Origin of the sequence: Nostoc sp. C110, from assembly GCF_043099725.1 — a bacterium.
Lineage (GTDB): Bacteria > Cyanobacteriota > Cyanobacteriia > Cyanobacteriales > Nostocaceae > Nostoc > Nostoc muscorum_A.
Genome location: NZ_CP171142.1, coordinates 220,160 through 239,818, shown reverse-complemented (window position 1 = coordinate 239,818; position 19,659 = coordinate 220,160). Strand labels below are relative to the sequence as shown.

Annotated in this window: 15 protein-coding genes and 2 pseudogenes; 8 read left to right on the top strand and 9 right to left on the bottom strand. The window is 41.5% G+C overall.

Annotated elements, in window-relative coordinates; all coding sequences use genetic code 11:
• Positions 1-139: 139 nt before the first annotated feature.
• A complete protein-coding gene (locus ACFFRD_RS04010; protein ID WP_392476446.1) occupies positions 140-3,796 on the bottom strand; it encodes an AAA-like domain-containing protein in 3,657 nt (1,218 codons plus the stop codon).
• A 202-nt stretch (positions 3,797-3,998) separates the two neighbouring features.
• Complete coding sequence (rpaB, locus tag ACFFRD_RS04005; RefSeq protein ID WP_392476444.1) at positions 3,999-4,772, bottom strand: response regulator transcription factor RpaB; 774 nt, start codon at positions 4,770-4,772, stop codon at positions 3,999-4,001.
• Between the two features lie 227 nt (positions 4,773-4,999).
• Between rpaB and ACFFRD_RS04000 the strand changes: the two are divergent.
• Positions 5,000-5,647, top strand: a pseudogene (locus tag ACFFRD_RS04000) (SDR family oxidoreductase); the annotation flags it as partial.
• A gap of 397 nt (positions 5,648-6,044) precedes the next feature.
• Here the strand turns inward: ACFFRD_RS04000 and ACFFRD_RS03995 are convergent.
• On the bottom strand, positions 6,045-6,212 hold the full coding sequence (locus ACFFRD_RS03995; protein WP_167407684.1) for a hypothetical protein: 168 nt from the start codon (positions 6,210-6,212) through the stop codon (positions 6,045-6,047).
• 156 nt (positions 6,213-6,368) lie between these two features.
• On the opposite strand from ACFFRD_RS03995, the gene ACFFRD_RS03990 reads away from it, so the two are divergent.
• Positions 6,369-6,833, top strand: a complete 465-nt coding sequence (locus tag ACFFRD_RS03990) for a hypothetical protein (RefSeq protein ID WP_335041435.1) — start codon at positions 6,369-6,371, stop codon at positions 6,831-6,833.
• Positions 6,834-6,936: 103 nt separating this feature from the next.
• On the opposite strand, the gene ACFFRD_RS03985 is transcribed toward ACFFRD_RS03990, so the two are convergent.
• Positions 6,937-7,653 carry a DUF2786 domain-containing protein gene (locus ACFFRD_RS03985; protein ID WP_392476441.1) on the bottom strand — a complete coding sequence of 239 codons (717 nt, stop codon included), beginning with the start codon at positions 7,651-7,653 and terminating at the stop codon, positions 6,937-6,939.
• A 141-nt stretch (positions 7,654-7,794) separates the two neighbouring features.
• Here ACFFRD_RS03985 and ACFFRD_RS03980 point away from each other — a divergent pair, with 141 nt between their 5' ends.
• On the top strand, positions 7,795-7,995 hold the full coding sequence (locus ACFFRD_RS03980) for a hypothetical protein (protein ID WP_094333315.1): 201 nt from the start codon (positions 7,795-7,797) through the stop codon (positions 7,993-7,995).
• A gap of 109 nt (positions 7,996-8,104) precedes the next feature.
• On the opposite strand, the gene ACFFRD_RS03975 is transcribed toward ACFFRD_RS03980, so the two are convergent.
• Positions 8,105-8,614, bottom strand: coding sequence for a GNAT family N-acetyltransferase (locus ACFFRD_RS03975; RefSeq protein ID WP_392476765.1), 510 nt, complete (start codon positions 8,612-8,614; stop codon positions 8,105-8,107).
• A 393-nt stretch (positions 8,615-9,007) separates the two neighbouring features.
• On the opposite strand from ACFFRD_RS03975, the gene ACFFRD_RS03970 reads away from it, so the two are divergent.
• The 3 genes from ACFFRD_RS03970 (at position 9,008) to ACFFRD_RS03960 (ending at position 10,540) form a co-directional block, all read left to right on the top strand.
• Positions 9,008-9,559: a GNAT family N-acetyltransferase gene (locus tag ACFFRD_RS03970; protein ID WP_392476439.1), complete on the top strand. Its 552-nt coding sequence runs from the start codon at positions 9,008-9,010 to the stop codon at positions 9,557-9,559.
• 102 nt (positions 9,560-9,661) lie between these two features.
• A complete protein-coding gene (locus ACFFRD_RS03965; protein WP_392476437.1) occupies positions 9,662-10,291 on the top strand; it encodes a chloramphenicol phosphotransferase CPT family protein in 630 nt (209 codons plus the stop codon).
• A 27-nt stretch (positions 10,292-10,318) separates the two neighbouring features.
• A complete protein-coding gene (locus ACFFRD_RS03960) occupies positions 10,319-10,540 on the top strand; it encodes a hypothetical protein (protein WP_392476435.1) in 222 nt (73 codons plus the stop codon).
• Here the strand turns inward: ACFFRD_RS03960 and ACFFRD_RS03955 are convergent.
• On the bottom strand, positions 10,501-14,025 hold the full coding sequence (locus ACFFRD_RS03955) for a pentapeptide repeat-containing protein (protein ID WP_392476433.1): 3,525 nt from the start codon (positions 14,023-14,025) through the stop codon (positions 10,501-10,503). The two genes, ACFFRD_RS03960 and ACFFRD_RS03955, sit on opposite strands and share 40 nt — an antisense overlap.
• A 418-nt stretch (positions 14,026-14,443) precedes the next feature.
• Between ACFFRD_RS03955 and ACFFRD_RS03950 the strand changes: the two genes are divergently transcribed.
• Positions 14,444-14,728, top strand: a complete 285-nt coding sequence (locus tag ACFFRD_RS03950) for a hypothetical protein (protein ID WP_392476432.1) — start codon at positions 14,444-14,446, stop codon at positions 14,726-14,728.
• A gap of 46 nt (positions 14,729-14,774) precedes the next feature.
• Here ACFFRD_RS03950 and dinB read toward each other — a convergent pair.
• Positions 14,775-15,860, bottom strand: a pseudogene (dinB, locus tag ACFFRD_RS03945) (DNA polymerase IV).
• Between the two features lie 931 nt (positions 15,861-16,791).
• On the opposite strand from dinB, the gene ACFFRD_RS03940 reads away from it, so the two are divergent.
• Positions 16,792-17,481, top strand: a complete 690-nt coding sequence (locus tag ACFFRD_RS03940) for a CPBP family intramembrane glutamic endopeptidase (RefSeq protein ID WP_163938674.1) — start codon at positions 16,792-16,794, stop codon at positions 17,479-17,481.
• 436 nt (positions 17,482-17,917) lie between these two features.
• Here ACFFRD_RS03940 and ACFFRD_RS03935 read toward each other — a convergent pair whose 3' ends face one another.
• A complete protein-coding gene (locus tag ACFFRD_RS03935) occupies positions 17,918-18,109 on the bottom strand; it encodes a hypothetical protein (RefSeq protein WP_190965450.1) in 192 nt (63 codons plus the stop codon).
• Positions 18,110-18,157: 48 nt separating this feature from the next.
• The gene (locus ACFFRD_RS03930) at positions 18,158-19,480 is read right to left on the bottom strand and encodes a glycosyltransferase (protein WP_392476430.1); all 1,323 of its coding nucleotides are present in this window, start codon (positions 19,478-19,480) and stop codon (positions 18,158-18,160) included.
• Positions 19,481-19,659: the final 179 nt, after the last annotated feature.

Below are 19,659 nucleotides of genomic sequence, written 5' to 3'. Positions count from 1 at the left end.
CCTCTGGGCGATAAGTCAATCAGTTGAGATACCCCTCTCCCCGTTTCTTTACTTCCACAGAGGAACTTTTTTAACTGAACCGTATTGGTCTGGGTAAAAAAGCTGAGGAAGCGATTTCTATTTCTATTAAGAAATAGTTCTAATAGTTTTGAGAGTGATGGCAGAGTGAACGTTCGCCTTTCTCAATTGCTGTGTTAGTTTTCAGATAATCCTGCACCAACTTGCAACCATAAGTCAGTGTATCTAGCTTGAGAATTTGCGGCAAGTTCCAAAGAATCAGCATGTTGTCATCACCACCGGAAGCAAGGATTTTTCCATCGCGGCTGATTGCAATTTGCCTAATCGCTGCGGTATGTCCTCTAAGGGTCGTTATTTCCGTACCATCAAGTTTCCAAAGCTTGACGGTTCCATCTCCACTTCCAGAAGCAAGCCTTTTACCGTCGGGACTAAAAGCTATCCCCCAAATTGCAGCTGTGTGACCAATGAATGTTTGCAGCAACTTGCCTTCAAGTGTCCACAGCTTAATGGTATTGTCGCCACTTCCAGAAGCAACCATCTTACCGTCAGGACTAAAGGCGACTGTCCATACTGCCGCCGAATGCCCGACAAATGTGCTGAGTAACTTACCTTTTAGCGTCCATAGTTTAACGGTATTATCCTCACTAGCAGAAGCAATCAGTTGACTGTCAGGGCTAAATGCAACTTCCCATATTTCGGCTTGATGCCCTTTGAGAATCTGTAGCGTAGGTTGACCTACACGCCATATCCGAACATTATTGTCAGCATTAGGTATGGCGATCGCTCGACCATTAGGACTTAATAACGCTCCGGTGATTTTGCCATCAGGGTTTTTGTAACTAGCGATTAACGTACCATCTCGCCGCTTGAGTTGTACCGTATCATCTTCACTAGGAAGAGCAATTAACTTGTTATCCTCACTGAAAGAAACCTGGGAAACTGAGCCTTTTTGGGTCAAAGTTTTCTGTAATTTGCCCCCAGGACTCCAAAATTTCACAGTATTTTCGTGGCTGGCTGTGGCGATGGTGGAACTGTCGGAAGCGATCGCTATTGACCAAATGCCGCCTTTATGAGCTATGGCACTCTTTTGGAATGGATTTTCACTCTGCCAAAGTCTCACAAGGTTTTCTGCACCTGCGGTCGCTATAAAGCTACCGTCAGGACTGAAAGTAACTCCCCAAACAGATGCACTATGTCCTCTGAGCGTTGTGCGTTCTATGCCATCAATGTCCCAAAGTTTTATAGTTTTGTCGAGACTAGCGGAGGCAATAGTCTGACCATTGGGACTAAACGCAACTCCCGAAACTCCCGCACTATGACCAATGAGAGTTTTATAAAGACGATAACTGCCATGTGTCCTGTCTCGCTGCCAAAGTTTGACAGTTGTATCTTCACTCGCTGACGCAATAGTTTGTCCGTCAGGGCTAAAAGCTACGCCCAGAACCCAAGATGTATGACCTTGGAGAGGTTGTAGAGTTTTTGCGTTCTGCCAGCCTGATGTGTCTCGTCTCCAGAGTTTTACTGTCCCGTCAAAACTCCCAGCAGCAATGGTCTGGCCGTCAGGACTAAAAGCAACTTCCCGAAATCCCTTTGTGTAATTTTGAAATGTTCTTAGCAGTTGACCATCTCGCTGCCAAACTTTTACCTTTGTATCCCAACTTGCAGAGGCAATAGTTTGACCATCCCGACTAAATGCGATTCCCCAAACTGAAGCTGTATGAGCTTGGAATGTCTTATAAATGCGCCACGATGAGTCTTTGGGAGCGTGCTGCCAAAGTATAATATAACCATCCTCACTCCCTGATGCAAGTATTTGACCGTCAGGACTGAATTTAACTGATTTAACTGCTCCCTGATGACCTTTGAGAGTAGCAATTTCTCGGCCATCACGCCGCCACAGTTTGATTGTTCTATCCATACTGGCTGAAGCAACCAGAGAACTGTCAGGGCTAATATCTACAGCCATTACAGCTGCGGTATGCCCCGAAAAACGGTTGTACTCATCTGCACCATAAACTGCTTGTTGCAGTGCATTCTCCAGTTGAGGTGCAAGATTTGTATTTGATTTAACTAATTTTTGCAGTCTTTTTTTTGCTTTGATTGCTTCTACAAGTGCATCCAATCTGCGATTTGAGGCAAACAATCCCACAGAAGAAGATACAAGCGCTCGAATTTCACTGTTTTTGGCAATAGTTTCACTTTTGCGAGTCTGATGATACAAAATGAAACTTCCTATTCCCAAATTACTAGAAACGAGCAATCCAATAGTTACTGCAACTAGTAGATATCTCTGCAATAAAGCTGTTTTTTTCTCTTGTGCTAGTCTTGCTTCTATCTCTAAAGCCGTTTTTTTCTCTTGTATGAGTCTTGCTTCTACTTCTTGAAGCCGTGCTGCCTCTAATGCCATTTGCACTTCTTTGCGATCGCATTCCACACTTGCGGCTAAAAATTGATAATCCAAATCGCTCAGACTCTTGCCTTGTGCCCAATTTTGAGTATCTTTTAAAGCTTGTCCTCGCAACAGACGCGATTCATCTTTGTAACCCGATGCTACCCAAGCGTTGAATGTTTGCGAGTAGGGACGGAGATTATCTAGTTGTCTTAACACACATTGGGTATTAAAAACATTTCGATAGATAGGATTTTTAATTTTGAGATAGCCGTTGTGTCTTTCTACTAAACCGGACAACAACAGTTGTGTCTGTTCTCGACTATCATCACTTGGAACAAAATTAAGAGGCAAAGGGGAAAACTCTTCTCCCCCGCTCTCCTGCTCAAGATCCTCTTCTGCCTGCAATACCTGTTGATAAATACCCAACAACCGCCCTGCCTGTTGTTCGTCGAATAAGAGGCGATCTCTTATAGTACGCAAATGTTCCGGTTCGTCTTGTGACTGCCAATTTTTAATGATCTGTCTAAACACTAATTGCTCTACCCACAATGTTTCTGTGCCTGGAGGTAGAGTAATTATTCCTGTAGTAGTTTCAAAGGCTACTTTAGCAATTAAATCACAGAGTTTTTGTGTCAGAAAGGGTTGTCCGCCTGTCCAATAAATAACCTCTTGTAGTATTGCTTCTGCTTGACTAACTACTTCTTCTAACCCTGAAAGCAAAGGCGTGGCTTCATCCAGTCCGAAGCCCTGTAACTCAATTGCTTTACCAAGGTTAAAGGGCGTGCGGCGTTTATCAGCAATTAAGTCGGAGGGACTAGCTACACCAAATAGTGCAAATCCCAAGCGGTCAAAGTTTGAGTTATATGGTCGTAAATTATAACACTGACGAATCCAACCAAAAAAATCGCTAATTGGGAAACTTAAACTCAGCAGGCTATCAACCTCATCAATAAATATGAAAATACCTTTAGTTTTGCCCTTTCTTAGAGAATCATTTTTGAGATTTGGTAGTAAGATATCTTCAACAAATAGCTGTAGTTTTTGCACTGAGGAAATACCTGCTTGCATTTCCCACCAACGCTGAAAATCAATTTTTGACGCTAATTTTAAGCTATATAATAAGCTGACAATAATGCCTTTGTACCATTGAGATGGTGTAGTATTTTCGCTACCCAAACGAGTCATATCTAAGTAAACACAGCTATACCCTTCTTGATTAAGACGATAAATTGTGCGTTGTAGTAACGATGACTTGCCCATCTGACGAGAGTTAAAGACATAACACAAATTGCCAGTTTTCAAGCTGACATAGAGTTGTTCATCTGCCTCACGGGTAACGTATGTGGGGTCGTCACTGCGGAGACTACCCCCTACTTGATATCTCATATCTAAGTGTGATTATCAAATAAAAACATTAACATAATCACTCGTAATTTGTGATAAATCATTGAAATAAATATTCTAAATCTTACAGCATAGCTTTATGTAATAATTCAGTTTATTCTTTGGAAGTAGTCAAATCCTCTTCCCTCCCGCGTAGACCTTTACTTATGCCTGTAATTAAGATGAACTTACTCATATTTTTCTATTATTCCTGTTCTGATTCAACAATTCGTGAGAAAAAATAACCATTACCTCTTGCTGTGATAATAAATTCTGGATCGTTGGGGTCGGATTCTACCTTTGTCCGTAATCGTGAAATATGCACATCTACCACACGGGTGTCTGTATTCATCTCTGGTACAAAACCCCACAATTGCTGTAATATTTCAATCCTTGAAAAAATCTTTCCCGAATGATTAACTAACAACTCTAATAAGCTAAACTCCACACCTGTCAATCGAATGCGTTGCTCATTTTTATGAACTTGCCGCTTATTAATATCGATTTTGAGATTGCCCACATGAATTATCCCAGAATTAGGAATAACATTGACACTGGTTTTGTGGGAGCGCCGTTTTAGTTGACAGGCAATTCGAGCTTCTAGTTCTTTGGGTGAAAAAGGTTTCGTCATATAGTCATCAGCACCTAGCTCCAGTCCAGTGATTCGGTCTGCTACATCTGCCAAGGCTGTTAGCATAATAATTGGTACGTCTGATTGTTTCCGTAATTCTTGACAGACACCGTAGCCATCTAGCTTGGGCATCATTACATCCAGAACTATTAAATCAGGGATCAACAGGCGAAAAGCTGATAAAGCTTCTTCACCATCACTAGCTGTAACTACACTGTAGCCAATCATTTCTAACCGCGTCTGTAAAATCCGCCGGATGCTGGCTTCGTCATCTACTACTAAGATTGTGCCTTTATCAGCTGATAAGTTTTTCAACGCTGTTCCTCCACAGCGAGAACTCTTAACCATCCATTATCTGCTTATTAGGAGTCAAAACTGCAAAACAAATCTTCAGGTACAGTCATGAGGAAAGAAGCGATCGCTTAATACTTGCATCTGTGCAACAGATTATCCTGGGGCATCTACCCAAAAACAGATTTATACACAATTAATAAATTCTTACAATTAGGGACTCGTATTTTCCATCGATTTGGTGTACCTTATTAATTCCGTGCAATTATTAATACCTAACTGAAAACCTTCAATCGCCTGACCTGTTCATAGGGTCTGAACTCAGCACGCCCGATGGCGCGAACAAACTTGTGCAGGAAGTATTCGCTCGTTTCGACAGTGTGGACATCCTAATTAACAATGTTGGCGGCTCCTCTGCGCCAAGCGGCGGCGCGCTTGCCCTGACAGATGGGGATTGGCAGCAGGCATTCAATGACAATTTATTCGCCGCCGTCCGTTTGGATCGGGCATTTCTGCCCCGGATGCTTGAACAGAAGTCAGGTGTCATCATCCATATCTCGTCTATCCAGCGTCGGCTCCCGCTTCACGACGCGACATTAGCGTATGCGGCGGCAAAAGCGGCGCTGACAACCTACAGCAAAGGGCTGTCAAACGAAGTTGCGCCCTATGGGGTGCGTGTCAACACCGTTGCGCCCGGCTTCATCGAAACGAAGGCGGCTGAGAAACTCATCGAGAGATTAGCTCAGAAGGCCGGCACTGACCTTGATGCTGAACGTCAAGGACTGATGGACTCACTCGGAGGAATCCCGATGGGACGACCGGGCCGCCCCGAAGAGGTCGCGGAGCTTGTCGCTTTTCTAGTGTCTGACCGCGCCTCTTATATCACAGGCGCTGAATATGTCATTGACGGAGGAACGATCCCGACCGTCTGATGCCCAAGCGAGAACAAATCAACATTACGAAATTTGGAGGTAGAGGGGCGGTTGTAACAAGGGCACATGAAAGGCGATCGCTTACGTTGGCACACTTTCACAAAAATACTCTACTGAGTTATTCACATCAATAGAGTATATAAATTTACTATAATCATCTTTTAGCAGCATTTAGTTGATAATTTAGTAATTATTTATACCTCTGCATGAATATTGCAAATCTTGCCTACAGTTTGCGTGGGGGTTTTCCTTGCGTCGGCACAGGCAACTTACAACCGAACACTAAAGAAAAACCTATGTTTCGATTAGGTGAGTTGGTCGAGTTTCGATTTTACGGTGATGGGCTATCGATTCGATTCGGATTGTCCAGGGCATTTTTAAGCTATGCAGGCAATAACTAAGGCTCTACTCCTTCATCAATCCAAGCATCAATTGCTGTTTTTACCTCTAATTCAGTCACAGCAGACCATTCTTTTTCGTTGATAGTTGTTTTAAATTCCGCTCTTTTACCATGACCAACTTTTTCCATTGAGTGTCCGCGATACACATTTTTAGGCTTAATCATTTTTCTTTATCATCTTTATAGAATATTATAAACTGTTGCTCAATAAGTTACAAGAATCATTATCACTAATAACGAGTTATTATGGATTATTTTGATGGTTCATATATTAAATACTATTTGTTCAAATATTTATTAATAAGTAAGGTTAATTTAGAAATGTTTGCAATATATATTGTTTGGATAAAACTGGTGTTTAGCTTCTCTTGCTATGTAATGCTAGGCTGGTTATTTGCTTGGACAGCAGTTTGGGATGAGGCTTTACAGCAGGGCAGTGCCTTTACTTTATCCAGAGTTACTTTAATATTTTTGACTTTAACATTGACTCGCACTTTTGCTTGGAAAATTTTTGGCGTTATCAGTTGGGCTAAAACTTTAGGTTGGTGTTACATATTAAGCCACGGTGTAACTGGAATTTTACTTTTAGCTTTTAGTGGAGGAATAACGTTATATGTAGTTTTATTGGTAGTACTAAGTATCGCTTGGGCTGGTGCTTTTAGTTCAGTCGCAGTAAAAAATCAATTACTTCCATTTTTTAGTCAGTTGCACACTGTGCTAATTTTGAGACTTACCTTAATCTTTGGTTTAGGTTTAGGGATGTTAGCCCGTCTGAGCAATCCCTAAAAATTATCTTTAACTTTCGGTTATACTACCCAATAGCCAAAGGAGATTTTGGGCAGTTTAGGAATGTCTCAAAAGATTAATTAGCAGACGTGATAAGTCTTAATTAACCTGGTAGATAGTGCTGTTGACTGCTATTAACTTGGCGATTAAGAGAGACAGAATCAGCCGCAGATATACCAGAGAAATATCCGTCTTTTGAACCACACGATGGTAACGCCATTTGTTTAACTTTCACATTATTTAGATATGCTTCTAACTCAGATTCTAGTTTTTCATAGAGCGCTTGCACGATAATGGCGGGTACTGCAACTGACTCAGTAGTTCCAGAAATCCCTTGATTTTTCTGTTGATCGCGATTCTCAAGAATCCTACTTACAAGTCTATTAGCAGCACCTAATTTAAAAGCATTTCTAAAAGCGCGATTGCCTTGAGCAAGTTTCGCCAGTCGTTCAATAGTTTGTTCAAGATACTCAAACTGAATCTGAGTAGAGACGATATTCACTTTTCGCCCTAAGATAATCATTTTAGACCCGCTATGGTAGTGTCTAGTGATCGCACAGCAGTAATTCCCCCAACAAACACCACTTAGTAAAATAAATTTCCATGATGTCATACGTTTGAACTGGCGAACCACTTCTTCTTCTACTGGTTGAGGTGTCCAATCATGGAGTGAGGCAATTGATAAATTGTGCCGGGTTAGCATTTCTTGGGCTTTAGCTGCGGCGGCGCTTGCCTCTGCTTCGTTGGGAGATTGGCTCAGTGCGAATAGTTTTCTAATTTTGTCAGCGATTTTTTCTAGTTCTAACACCTGTGTCTGCATTGGTATCACTCAAGCAAGTTTTGAAAGGAAATATCTTTTTTAATATACTTGTGTAAAATGAAAAATGTAGCTAATTTTATTCATACATAGCAAGCTTTGTAGCAATTATTTCTGCTAAAAACGGATATTCGTGATGAAGCCATGATTACTGAAAATGATGATTCAGTCGATGCAGTGAATGAACTAGTGAGAAAAATCTCTATTAAAGAAACCCAGCTAAAAATAGCCCAAGAGTCAAATCTCATTCATACTGCTGAAGCGTTAGAAAATCAACTATCCCAACTACAACAAGAATTGGGAGATAATTCAGACACACAATTGCAGTCATTGATGAGCTTGTGAAATCCTTACGACAGTAACTGAAATTCGCGGCATAACGGCTGCGGTCAGAGGTTGCTAAAAAGTCCAACTCAACACGAGTGGCTTTCTTAAATCCGCTGCACCCCAATTGTTAGACATCAGAAATGAACAAACTAACACTTTTACTATCATCAGATAGTTTAATCATTCGCTCAAAGCTTAGTCCTAGTTTTTTGAGCAGCTTTGCTGAACCATAATTGTCCGGTGTAGTGATAGCGACAATACGAGTTAAGCCGAAGGTTCTTCTCCCATACATCATAACAGCAAAAGCAGATTCATAGGCGTATCCTTTTCCCCGGAACTTAGGAAGAAAAGCAAACCCAACATCTACATCCTCCAAGGAATCTCTTTTTATCAAACCGCAAATTCCAATCGACACGCTCTTTTCCTTTAGCTCAACCAAATACAGTCCGAAGCCGAGACGCTCATACATAGCGATCGGATTCTTCAAAATATATTCACGAGCATCATCGAGAGTTCTCACACCTTTATCACCAATAAAGCGCAACCACAAAGGGTCATTCAATATCTCAAGAATGAACTTGCTATCTTCAACTGTCAGCCGACGAAGAACTAAACGCTCTGTTTCAATAACTCTCATAGTCATAAAATAGGGGACTTTTAAAGTGTTGTCCCCTGGTTTATATAGAAGTTTGATATGTAATATTCTTCAGCTAGAGTTTCGTGTTTTATGCAGAAATAACGAAACATATTGAAACTGCCGTCACACAAGAGTTAAGCGCCAGCATCAACAGCACCCACGATGTAACCCAGCCAGATGCGTGACAACCAATGGTTTACATTTGCCAATCTGCGGCATCCCATTATTACCCCGAATAACTCACACAAAGGTAATATAGTTCACTGATGGGAGCGGGTGATTAAACGCTTTGTAGAAAGAATAAATAAAAGCTCAATTACCATCTGCCACGCTAATTATGTAGTATCGTCTAGGATAAAAGGTGCAGCTTACAGATATCTGTTGCTATCACTTATGAATCAACAAACTTATTTCAAAGTCCCCTTTGTCTGGGAGGAGCCAAAACCGTTAATTGAAGTTCCAGCACGATTAGTTTTTAAGCGGGTTGAGGCGATGGGCGACAATTCATTAATCAGTGTTGTGATGCGTGTCATGGCTTCATCAACCGATGCCAGTCATCAACGGAAAATTTCAGCAACTTCCCCGTACCAAGAGATTGAGAAATATCTCAATTTGGCCAAAGATGACTTCTGGTATCAAGATGACTGGTGGCAGTTTGGAATTAATCAAAATGGCGACATTGTAAGGTTTGTGCTTCCAGTTATTTTTACAGGATGCGCCAAGGATGGCAAAGAGGAAGGAACTATCTACGATATTGGCGTTCTGCCCCAGTATCGAGGATATGGTTTTGCAAACGATCTTTTGTCACAAGGAACACGTACATTACAAGAAGTAGGCGTTTGGAGAGTGTTTTGTGATACTTGGGTGGGTAACGAGCGGATGATTTCTGCCTTCAAACGAGTTGGTTATCGACAGTATGGTGAACCTTGTGAGCGTCCCATTTAAATCTGTTTTCTCCGTCAAAATCTAAATTTTATCGAGTTGAAGCGATCGCAGACCGGAGTTAGTAATTTATTTACATTTTTATCAACTATGCTCGGAGAAATCATGGAACAGACGCATGATCTGGGGCAGATTATCATCCTCAATGGTACTCCACGCTCAGGCAAGTCGAGTATTGCCACAGCCATTCAAGAATCATTTAATGGTCTATGGATGAACTTGGGGGTCGATGGGTTTATGCAGATGACTCCTGCAAGATTTTTGCCGGGAATTGGTCTGCGACCAGGGGGAGAACGCCAAGATATTGAACCTTTGATTCCCATTTTGTACAGTGCGATGTATGAATCTATTGCTGCTCACAGCCGTTTGGGGATCAATGTCGTTGTTGATGTCGGACATCATGACGCATACGCCATCAAGCGGGGTATTCTGGTCAATTGCGCTCGGCGTTTAAATGGATTACCCGTTTTGTTCGTGGGTGTTCGTTGCCCAATTGAGGTAATTATGGAAAGACGATGGAATACAGGCCAGAACATGGATACTGTTCCCGGCTCCCCAGCGCCACATCCGATTGAGTTATGGCAGAGCGAAGTTCACATCCCTGGTATTTATGATATGGAAGTTGATACCTCCTTATTCAGTTCGGCGGAGTGTGTCGAGATAATCCGCCAGCAGTTGGCAAATCTTCCTGTACCATCGGCATTTCAACGACTTGTTGCACTGTCTGCCAATTAAATCATCGTCGTCTGTATAAATCGAGAAGTGCCACTCATCAGGTTTTCCTGTACAGTTCTTAGACGCTTTGCGGCTTGTCGAACACATCGCATCCCCTGCGGCTATTACCGGGTATCTCTGCACAGCGAAGATTTGGGGGATTGGTCGGAACTTGGGGTGCTGGCGGTTTTGTCGGGGTTACAGCAGGAATTCTATCGGGGGCGGTGGGGTCAGGTTGGCGGTGGAGTGTCTTTTGAAGCCGAGGGTTGAGCAGTTGAGTTTAATTGAGAAAGCAATTTTTTTGGAACGTTTCGTGCCGTATCTAATCCTTCCACATTATCCCAGGCTGTATCTTCATCCCAAGAAATATTGACAAGGTTAGCGCCCAAGAGTTTGGCACCCAAGAGTTTAGCACCTAAGAGGTTAGCGTCAGAGAGGTTAGCGCCCAAGAGTTTAGCACCCAAAAGTTTAGCACCTAAGAGGTTAGCGTCAGAGAGGTTAGTACCTAAGAGGTTAGCGTCAGAGAGGTTAGCGCCCAAGAGTTTAGCACCCAAAAGTTTAGCACCTAAGAGATTAGCGTCAGAGAGGTTAGCACGTGAGAGGTCAGCGCCATTAAGGTTAGCGTTAGAGAGGTCAGCACGTATCAGGTCAGCACGTATCAGGTCAGCGTCAGAGAGGTGAGCGTCAGAGAGGTCAGCACGTATCAGGTCAGCGCCTTTGAGGTTAGCGCCCTTGAGGTGAGCGCCTTTGAGGTGAGCGCCTTTGAGGTGAGCGCCATAGAGGTTAGCGTGTGAGAGGTTAGCGCCATAGAGGTTAGCGCGTGAGAGGTTAGCGCCATAGAGGTTAGCGCCTCTGAGGTGAGCGTCAGAGAGGTTAGCGCCTCTGAGGTGAGCGTCAGAGAGGTGAGCGTCAGAGAGGTTAGCGCCAGAGAAGTTAGCGCCTCTGAGGTTAGCGCCTCTGAGGTTAGCGCCTCTGAGTTTAGCACCATCAAGGTTAGCGCCAGAGAGGTTAACGCCAGAGAGGTTAGCGCCAGAGAGGTCAGCGCCAGAGAGGATAGCGCCAGAGAGGATAGCACCAGGGAGGATAGCACCAGGGAGGATAGCGCTAGAGAGGTTAGCACCTTCGAGGTTAGCACCTTCGAGGATGGCACATTCGAGGTTAGCACCTTCGAGGTTAACGCCAGAGAGGTTAGCGCTAGAGAGGTTAGCACCATCAAGGTTAGCACCATCAAGGATAGCGCCTTTGAGGTTAGTGCCTTTGAGGTTAGCGCCAGAGAGGTTAGCGCCAGAGAGGATAGCGCCAGAGAGGATAGCACCTTCGAGGTTAGCGCGTGAGAGGAAATAACCAACAGTTTCTGAAAAAGTACTTACGGCGACACTGTTGCTATATCCAATAATCCGAAGCAATCGCTGCTGATCAAAATTATCGCTGTCTTTTTTACCGCAATGATAAAAGACAATATTATCCTTTAGTTCATTTTGAGTCTGAGCATAACGGTGTAATTCTAAGAGAAGAATCATTACATTTAAGCCAGTAAATATATCAACTTGTCGCTGACCTAATTTCCTATCCCCTTGTATTTTTAGATTTTTTGCTTTCTCTTGAGGTAATGTTGTTTTGTCATCTATATCTATAAATTCTCCTTTACACCAATAAATATAGAAATCTTCTAATCGTTCAAATAATTTTAAGTATTGAAACTTCTCTTTAGGATCAAGCAGAGCCATCAAATACCCTACAATTTCTATTGTCAATCCACCGTAGCCAAATAAATCATAGATTTCTCCTGCTAGCTTGTCATCATCAGTAACATATCTCTCACGCCTACTTTTAGAAGATATTTCTGTCCACTGTTTCAAGCTTTCTTTTATTTTCTGAGCGCAGAGAAATTCACCAAAACTCTTATGAATAAACTCGACAGCACCCTCTGTTGATGATGATGCTTTTGCTGGTCTTAGATAAAATGCTGCTAACGCATTTCTTAAAGGATTTTCACCACTAAGCTTATTTTGTGCTGATTCCAGTAAATCTCTAGCTGATTTATCATTTTTTAGCCGTTCTTCAATTGCTTTGATTGAAGTCCATTCTCTTCCAGACTGAGTAACACATAACCCCGCTTCAATTAAAATCAGGCGCAAATCTTCTGTATCAAATTCTGTAAGCTCTTGATTAAGTTTTTCAGGGCGTTGTTTCGTTAAAACCCAATCTAGTGTTTTTTGATAGATTATTATTTTAGCTTGAGCATCATTAGCACCTCCAAACATTTGGATATTTAACTCATCATCTCGGTGCATAGCCCCTAAAAGATATAGTAGAAGTGGTTCTCGCCCTAATTCTTTAACACGCTCAGGGCAATTATCTGCTTTGAGAAACTTTTGAAACTCTAATACTTTATCTTGCCCAACTAATCTACCCCACTTTGATAACCATTGCGTCTGGATTTGGTCATCTATTAATGCTATTTCTAACCTAACTAAGTTAGCTGGTAGCCGATTTTCAATTCCATGCAACGCTGACTCTCTTCCAGTCACTATGAATTGATGCCTACATACTCTTTGTGCTTGGTAGTTTCCTACTTGCCCAAGAAAATCTTCTATTCCTTTTGCTGTTCTTCCTTCAAAACGTAATTCATCAAAACCGTCTAATATAAATAAATATCGAGTATTGCGATCGCTTAACCAATCATCTCGGTTAGCAAAGTTTTCCCTGATAGCCGCACGAAGAGTATTTTCGATATTTGGCTCAAAAGTATCTATGTCTCTTAGCCTAATTAGTATTGGTGTCCAAATTGGGTGAAGTTCTTTTCTTACCCGCTCTGCAAACATTTTACAAGAGACACTTTTGCCTCGCCCTGGGCCTGCTTGAATAAAAATAACTTGCCTATTTGTTTCAGATTTATTCAGTTGCTCTGTTACCCAATTCTCAAAATCAACAATTGACTTTTCTTTAGGTTTGCCATTGTTATCTAACAATTGAGCTTTCAGTGGCACATAGATTTCCGGTATTTTAAATTTTTCACCTATTACCTTCCATCTTTCCATTAGTAACGGGTCACTGGGTGATAGCGATATCTCCTCTTTCAGGTATGACTCAATGCTGGCATATTTTTCAATAGCTCTTATTTCTGGTGCTGCCGTTATCAATAAACTTAAGGTTTGACGCACATCTTCTAATTCGTATGATAAAAACTGCTTGATATAATTATATGTATCCCAGGCAACCCATCCTGTGACTAAAGATGCAATCTCTGATCTAATCCCTTTTGCTTCTAAGTAAGTAGATAATTCTTGATTTAAAGCTTGTCCTAATGTTGAAGTTGGAAACTGCTTTAATGCTTCTTCAGCTTTATTATTATCTAATTCCAATTGGGGCAATTGGCTAAACTGAGGCTTAACCTCCTGCTCTTTTAGCTCTGCATTCAGTTTTTCCTGTAACCAAACGTTTCTCTCAACTAAAGCATTAAAACTATTTATATAAGCCAATGGACAAGCAAAAGCTACCCATTCTTCTATCTCAAGTTTTTGATTTGTTCTCTCATGTAGAAATGCCAAGCCTTTCCGTCCAATTCCTACAAATGCTAACCCAGCTGCAACGACTGGTGCTGATGGTACAGTTGCTAGTACACCCAGAGCGATCGCAAATTCCAAAGCAGCTTTAGTAACTTCTGCTCCCGACTCCAATGTTTCTCCACGTTTTACTACTTTCTCAAAAAGTCCAGGAATCCAACGTTGCCAAGTCTGCTGAATTTTTGCCATTGCTTAAATGCCTGTGCGAGGAGTTTAACTGGTGATCAGGATTTATGCTTGCTACAATTGAGGCTAACGCTTTTAGAAGCTGTAGACTGTAGCGCAATACTCCTTTTGCAGAGGGTAAACATAGTAGCCAACTATCAGACCTAGAAGTTCGATTTGTAATGACAACAAATAATTATTTAATACTGGACAAATGCATTCTGGGATATGAGTATCCATATTCAATAAACTGTATTAGCTTTCTTTTAATCTTGCGCTCCCATTTAATAATAAGACCACCTTCATTAGCAGACTATTCGGCATCGCGCTCCGCTCCCGTCCCTAAAAAGCAATCCACGCCCATACAACTTTATGGCAAAATGTCTCTGATTCGCTGATAAGTTCTTGTATTCTGGGATATCCGTTCTTTGTGGAAAGCCGAATGATTCCTATAGATATGAAACGACTCATCAAAAAAAACCCTAACCCAGTTCGCAAGAAAACAGAAGTAACCCCACCACCGATTGAACCCATTGAGATTCCTGAGAATCAAAATATTCCTGAACCAGTAATTGAACCCAATCCACCTGTGTACATTGAAGACTACGTTTCCGAATCCGAATACATTTCTGAACACTATCGCCCCCTACGCTCTGTTGGTAACTCTGGGTGGCAACCGTCAGACGTGTGGCGCGAGTTGAGAGTTGATGATCTATGTCGTGGGTGAGTCAGTATTTAAACAGCACTATGCCTGCGGTTCTTGCTAGCCTACGCTAAAATATAATGCCTGCATTTTGGAATAGTGGCAATTGAATTACTTGGGTTTGTTTGGCATTATCCAGGTTGGATAAGGAAATACCCAGTAACCTAATACTGCGGTTTTCCAGATCAATCGACTCAAACAGCGCTTTGGCTATCTCAAAAATCGTAGAGAGTTCACTGATGGGAGCAAGCATTGTCTTACTGCGGGTTAACTACTGATAGTCAGAGAACTTGACTTTTAACGTTAATGTGCGGCCTCGTGTTTCATGCTTCTCTAACCTTTGCTCCACTATCTGGGCGATCTGTTCAAGTTCCTGCAACATCTGACCAACATCGCTTAAGTCCTGTGCAAACGAGGTTTCTGCACCAATCGATTTGCGAATTCGATTCGCCTCAACTGGGCGGTCATCTTCTGCTCTGGCAATCTTGTAGTAATAATTACCTGCTTTACCAAAATGCTGTGTTAGCTCAGTCAGCGATCGCTCTTTCAAATCTGCGCCAGTGTGAATGCCGAGTGAATGCATTTTCGCTGCTGTAACTTCTCCAATGCCGTGAAACTTCTCAATTGGCAGTTGCTCTACAAATGCGATCGCATCCTCCGGTAAAATCACGGTTAGTCCGTTGGGCTTGTTCTGCCCTGATGCCATTTTTGCAAGAAACTTGTTAATTGACACGCCTGCGGTTGCCGTCAACTGAGTTTCCTGGGAAATCGCAGTTTTGATGTGTCTTGCGATAGTAGAAGCGTAGGGGATATTTTGTCGGTTCTCAGTAACATCTAGATATGCTTCATCTAGTGCAACCCCTTCCACTAAATCGCTGTAGCGTTTAAAGATAGCGTGGATTGAAGTGGAAATCTCTCTGTAAACGTCGAATCTCGGTCTGACAAATATCAGTCCGGGGCATTTTGCGATCGCTGTTATTGACGGCATTGCTGAGTGAATCCCAAACTTACGAGCTTCATAACTGGCGGCTGCAACCACGCCTCGCTGATTCGGGCTGCCACCGACGACTAACGGTTTGCCTCGGTAGCTAGGGTTGTCCCTATATTCTACCGATGCGTAGAAGGCATCCATGTCTACGTGAACTATTTTTCTCACTTGGAAGGAGAGTGAAGCATTAGAAAGTTAGGCTAACTGGTGCTTAGTAAAATACTATGTTACCAGCGCTATAGTACATTAGCACTATTTTCAAATACCAATTATTCGTTCTGAGGTGATGTTCGGGTAAATGCGTCATTGCTCACACTTACCATCAAAGTGTGACATCACACACAACATTTTTCTTGGTACGGTAGTGGGAACAATCACTATCTTGGGCACTATCCCTTATTCCATTAAACTCATTCTTGATTGGGTAAATGCTGAAATATTAACCTTGGTTATTGTTAAGACTAATTTAGATACAACAACCCTATGCCAAAACAGCGAGTGTCACATAAGCAAGCAGGTAATTAGATTGATTTTTAAGAGATATATCCTTTTAAAAAGTATCCACTTACAAGAGTGTCAACCTAATCAATTACCTTATTTAATTAGTTGCAATACAATGTTTTTAAAGATTTATATCCCTAATTTTAATCCCTTAATGTAAATACTTTTATACAAATTTACCACAATAATAATTATTAGTAGATTGTGCGTCATTATTTCTTTTGCACTACTGATTTACATCACAACATAGTTAAGTTTACCTAAAACCAAAAACTACTTGCCACATCTACTGGATGTTTCACAGCAGTCTCTAGCTTCATACCAAGAGTAATTATTGGGGTAGCTGTAATGTTGATTAATTCTGGTACAAAATAGCCATGTTAATTAGGGCAGGTTTTGAATGTTTATTGTTAGTCTTAATTTAGCTTAGTTAGGTAATTTGCATGGATATTATTTTATATAAATCTTACAGTAAAATTCCAATGATTAATAAACATAGTAACTACCCCAATTCAATCTCAATAGTGATTTTATCGTTCATTTCTGGGCTGTTTTAAATACTGTTTGTTCTAATTTTCTGATAGGTTAAATTTTTAATATGCTCCAAATAACCTTAGAAAAAAAGGCATTACTAGCACTGATGCTACTCGTGCCAGCTTCAAGTATTGGTGTTGCAACCCAATTGTACTTCCTACCCGGATTAGAAGGATACTTAGTAGCTTTACTATCAAAAGTATGGCTTCTATTATTTCCAGTTATTTGGTTGTCTTTTGTCGATAAAAATGCTTTAAAAATTCAATATCCTAAAAGAGCCGACTTGCTGGCTGGAGTTGGATTAGGATTAATAATGTTATTTGTTATCTTAACTGTTTATTGGCTATTGGGCTGGCGGTGGATTGATACTGAATATGTTCGAGAACGAGCAAGGCTAGTTGGATTCAGTAGCTTTAATATTTATTTACTAGGTGCAGGATATTGGATATTTATTAACTCTTTGCTTGAGGAATTTGTCTGGCGTTGGTTTGTTTATCGTCAGTGTGAAATTTTAGTATCAAGTCGTTTAGCTGTAATACTGTCTGCACTGTTTTTTACGATTCACCATATTATTGGTTTAGCAGCTTACTTCGACTGGCGTGCAACAGCATTATGCTCCTGCGGCGTGTTTATTGCAGGTATTATATGGTCATGGTGCTACTTAAATTATCGTTCAATTTGGATTGGATACATTAGCCATATTTTTGCAGACATAGCAATTTTCCTCATTGGTTGGCAGCTTATATTTGTGTAATCAAGATAAACTAATATGGGAATAATAGCTTCCTTCAGGTAATGATAATGACATAAACCATGAGCAATACGTTTTTAATTCATGATTGTTAGAACGAGGTTTTGTTGGGTTGCAACAAGACAAGACGATTTCTCAAGGGCAGTGACTCTAAAAAAAATACTCTACTGAGTTACTTATTTCATTAGAGTATATAAAAGTACATTTATTACCTTTTCACTAAGATTTATTTTATACAATATCAGGTATTCACGCCTCTGTATAAGTGCTGAAAATATTGATTGTAGCGATCGCCAACTTTTGTTTTCCATTAATTCACCTCCACATAGTTAGTGGAGCAACAAATTAAAAAATCGCTATACAATTTCAAGCAATTCACCTTGACTAAAAACGATTGTCTCTTACCATTAATGCTGACCCTGGATCGTCTAAGCACTCATTACCGTTCATCCCGCAACCACTCTAGCCCAATCCTCAAAGCTGCCTCCGCCGTGTAATAAATCTTTTGTTCCCCGAATATCCCACCCGTGCGGCTGATGATACGGAATTCCCAACAATGCCCTGGCGTGTAAAAAACCATTAGGACACTGCCGTTGACACAGAGTACGGTATCAACTTTAACTTGGGACATTTACTGCTGTTGTGGGTGTGATGATGTATTTTAATTGTGTGGGATTTCTCACCCAATCAACCCCAAATGCCGATGGAATGCTTCAACAGCATTCGCCACACCATCTTCATCCCTGATTTTCTCACCTAACTCCTGGGCTTTTTTCTGCATCGCCTCATCGCCCAGTACGATTTCAATCGCTGCTGCTAAAGTTTTTTCTGACACTTTCTTGTACGGTATCGGTTGTGGGCTGACTCCCAACTCAGTTAGCTTTTCTCCCCAAATCGGCTGGTCTGCAAAAAAGGGTACGGTAACTGATGGTGTCCCCGCACGTAACACTGCTGCCGTTGTACTAGCTCCTCCGTGATGTACTACTGCTGGCACTTGAGGAAATAACCAATCATGCGGAACTTCCTTGATCACAAACACTCGTAGCGAATCTTTTATATTCACCGTTCTTCCAACATTACCCCAGCCTGATAATATAATCCCACCTTGATGTGTTTTCTTTAAGGCTTCCACGATATAGTGTGTAAGATATTCTGGATTGGGCATCGTCATGCTCCCAAATCCAAAACATAAAGGCAATTGCTTTCGTCCCAGAAAATCCTCTAGTTCCAGGGGTGGCTCATATTCGGAGGCTTGGTCAATAAACCAAAACCCAGTTACATACACCCATGCAGGCCAGTCACGGGGTTTTGGGATGACGTGTGAACTAAATCCATACAATACAGGGATTCTTGATACATTCGCCGGAGTCTTCCGTCTGAAGCGTCTGCCCAAATATGGTAAGGGCGGCAATTTCAAAGTTTCTGTTCTGAAGTGATTGAGCAGTTGACGATATCTTTGCCAGTGCAAAAACTCTACTAGTAAGTAGCTGCCATAATTTATCGCTTTCTTTAGCGGGTTTTTAGTTGTTTGAGCAAACCTCAAAAACCCAAACATCCCTGTAGGAGTCAACGGTAGAACTGATGCAAAAAAGCAAGGTACGCCTAATTTCTCTGCGATATGATATCCAAAAATAGCTAGCGGCGTGTAGATAATTACCTCACTTCCCTGACACGCTACCCAAGCAGACTGCAACTGTTGAAGCAAAAGCTTATCTGCCTCTTCTTTTTTCAACTTTTCTCCCGCAATCAATCGCTGCCCTTGTTTCGATTGCATAAACTCTTCCATATTGCCAGCGATCGCTGCAAACTTTAAATCGAACTTCCTCACAAATAACTCAAAGTTCTCATGCGTTGCTACGGTTACTTCATGCCCCGCACGTTTCAACCCAATAGCCAAAGCACAGTATGGTTGCAAGTCTCCTCTTGAACCTACTGTTAGGATCGTAATCTTCAGTTTCCGGCTTGGCGCTATAGGTAGACTTTGGCTCAAATGCTTTTTCAAAAATGAAAACTCCAGTATTCAAAAATTGTACTAATTTCCTGTGCCTCTGGGCGATAAACCAATACAGTTGAAATCAGCCTGCTTTTTCGTAACTGTTCCCTTGCCTTCACAGAAAAACTTTCTTAACTGAACCACATTGAGCCAATTGCGTAGGCGCAGCCCGTCGTAGACATCGCTGT

Bases quoted from the DNA above. Each gene is read 5' to 3' on its own strand.
- ACFFRD_RS04010 (WP_392476446.1), bottom strand. From the start codon at position 3,796: ATGAGATATCAAGTAGGGGGTAGTCTCCGCAGTGACGACCCCACATAC.
- rpaB (WP_392476444.1), bottom strand. From the start codon at position 4,772: ATGGTTAAGAGTTCTCGCTGTGGAGGAACAGCGTTGAAAAACTTATCA.
- ACFFRD_RS03995 (WP_167407684.1), bottom strand. From the start codon at position 6,212: ATGATTAAGCCTAAAAATGTGTATCGCGGACACTCAATGGAAAAAGTT.
- ACFFRD_RS03990 (WP_335041435.1), top strand. From the start codon at position 6,369: ATGTTTGCAATATATATTGTTTGGATAAAACTGGTGTTTAGCTTCTCT.
- ACFFRD_RS03985 (WP_392476441.1), bottom strand. From the start codon at position 7,653: ATGCAGACACAGGTGTTAGAACTAGAAAAAATCGCTGACAAAATTAGA.
- ACFFRD_RS03980 (WP_094333315.1), top strand. From the start codon at position 7,795: ATGATTACTGAAAATGATGATTCAGTCGATGCAGTGAATGAACTAGTG.
- ACFFRD_RS03975 (WP_392476765.1), bottom strand. From the start codon at position 8,614: ATGAGAGTTATTGAAACAGAGCGTTTAGTTCTTCGTCGGCTGACAGTT.
- ACFFRD_RS03970 (WP_392476439.1), top strand. From the start codon at position 9,008: ATGAATCAACAAACTTATTTCAAAGTCCCCTTTGTCTGGGAGGAGCCA.
- ACFFRD_RS03965 (WP_392476437.1), top strand. From the start codon at position 9,662: ATGGAACAGACGCATGATCTGGGGCAGATTATCATCCTCAATGGTACT.
- ACFFRD_RS03955 (WP_392476433.1), bottom strand. From the start codon at position 14,025: ATGGCAAAAATTCAGCAGACTTGGCAACGTTGGATTCCTGGACTTTTT.
- ACFFRD_RS03950 (WP_392476432.1), top strand. From the start codon at position 14,444: ATGATTCCTATAGATATGAAACGACTCATCAAAAAAAACCCTAACCCA.
- ACFFRD_RS03940 (WP_163938674.1), top strand. From the start codon at position 16,792: ATGCTCCAAATAACCTTAGAAAAAAAGGCATTACTAGCACTGATGCTA.
- ACFFRD_RS03935 (WP_190965450.1), bottom strand. From the start codon at position 18,109: ATGTCCCAAGTTAAAGTTGATACCGTACTCTGTGTCAACGGCAGTGTC.